This is a genomic window from Streptomyces sp. NPDC058470, from assembly GCF_042721055.1.
Classification (GTDB): Bacteria; Actinomycetota; Actinomycetes; order Streptomycetales; family Streptomycetaceae; genus Streptomyces.
Map to the genome: position 1 here is coordinate 1 of NZ_JBHXMF010000145.1, position 1,863 is coordinate 1,863.

At 69.8% G+C, this 1,863-nt stretch carries 1 protein-coding gene; it reads left to right on the top strand.

Annotation, left to right across the window (positions count from 1 at the left end):
- Positions 1-1,863 (top strand): condensation domain-containing protein (locus ACFWP7_RS42560; RefSeq protein WP_384394024.1); only part of this gene is annotated, 1,863 nt, incomplete at both ends.

Genomic DNA, 1,863 nt, shown 5'->3' on the forward strand with positions numbered 1-1,863 from the left:
TACAGGCTGAGAGCGAGGAGACACGGGCTGAGCTGCCCGAGTGGATCCGGCTGCTCCTGGGGCCCGACCCGCTGCTGACCGCCGAGCCTGTCGATCCGGGCAGGGATCTGACCACCACGGTTCGCAGAGTTTCCGTGCGTGTGCCCACGGAAGTCACCTCCGTGCTGCTCACCACGGTTCCAGCCGTGTTCCACGCCGGGATCGATGACGTACTGCTGACCGGTCTCACGACGGCCATCGCCGAATGGCGCGACGCACGGGGCACGCCCGGCGGTCTGCTCATGGATGTTGAGGGCCACGGGCGGGTGCCCCTGGTCGACGGTGTCGATCTGTCGCGCACGGTGGGCTGGTTCACGAGTGTTCATCCGGTGCGCCTGGATGCTGGAGCCGTCGACCTGGCCGATGTGCGGGCGGGGGGTCCGGCTGCGGGCCGGGCTGTGAAGCGGGTCAAGGAGCAGTTGCGGGCGATCCCGGGCGACGGTCTGGGGTACGGCATGCTCCGCTACCTCAACCCTGAGACCGCGCCCGAACTCGCGGCCCTGCCGTCCGCACAGATCGGCTTCAACTACCTGGGCAGGATCGCAGCTCAGGGAGCCGGCCACCGTGCACGGAGCGCCTGGTCGCCTGCCGACGAAGGCAGACCCGGCGGAGGTGTTGAGGGGGAGTTCCCGGTGATGCACGCCATCGAGGCCGAGGGCGTGGTCCACGATCTGGCCGAAGGTCCCGAGCTCACGCTGACTCTGGTTTGGCCCGAACGGCTTCTGGACGAGGCGGCCGCCGAGCGGCTGGCCGAGGGTTGGGCGGCGATGCTGGCCGGCCTCGCCGCGCACACATCCCTTCCCGGGAGCGGTGGTCGTACGCCGTCCGATTTCCCGTTGGTGGCGCTGGACCAGGAGCGGATCGAGCAGCTGGAGACGGAGCTACCGGGCCTGGACGAGGTGCTGCCGGTGGCGCCGTTGCAGGAGGGCCTGCTGTTCCACGCGCTGTTCGACGAGCAGGGCACCGATGTGTACGTGGAACAGATGGACCTGGGCCTCGAAGGGCAGTTGGATGCCGGGGCATTACGCGCAGCCTGGGAGGCGCTGACGGCTCGGCACGCGAGTCTGCGGGCCGGTTTCCGGCAACTCACCGGCGTGGAGCAGCCGGTGCAGGTGATCGCGCGGGAGGTGACCCTGCCGTGGCGTGAGGTGGACCTGTCCGCCCTGCCCGAGGACGAGGCGCTGGCTGAGGCGGAACGGCTGGGCGTCGAGGAGCGGGCCCGGAGGTTCGATCTGGCGGCGCCGCCGCTGCTGCGGATCCTTCTGGTGAAGGTGGGTGCGGACCGGCACCGGATGGTGATCACGCTGCATCACATCCTGCTGGACGGCTGGTCGCTGCCGATCCTGACACGGGACCTGTGGGCCGCCTACGCGACTGGTGGCAGTACAAGGGGCTTGCCCGCGGTGACTCCGTACCGCAACTACCTGACGTGGCTGGTGCAGCAGGACAAGGAAACCGCGCGGACCGCATGGCGGGAAGCGCTGGCAGGTATGGACGAGCCGACGCTGGTCGCTCCGGGGGAGACGGGCGTGTCCATGCCCGGCGCTACCGGAAGGGTGGTAACGCGGACAAGCACGGAGCTGGCTTCGGCGCTGCGCGAGATGGCCGGCCGGCATGGCCTGACGCTCAACACCGTCGTCCAGGCAGCCTGGGCACTGGTGGTCGGCCAGCTGACGGGACGCCGCGATGTGGTGTTCGGCGCGACCGTGGCAGGGCGCCCCGCCGACCTGCCGGGCATGGAGGACATACTCGGTTTCTTCATCAACACGATCCCGGTGCGGGTCCGGTTCGACCCGGCGCAGACGGTCGGTGCGATGCTGGCCG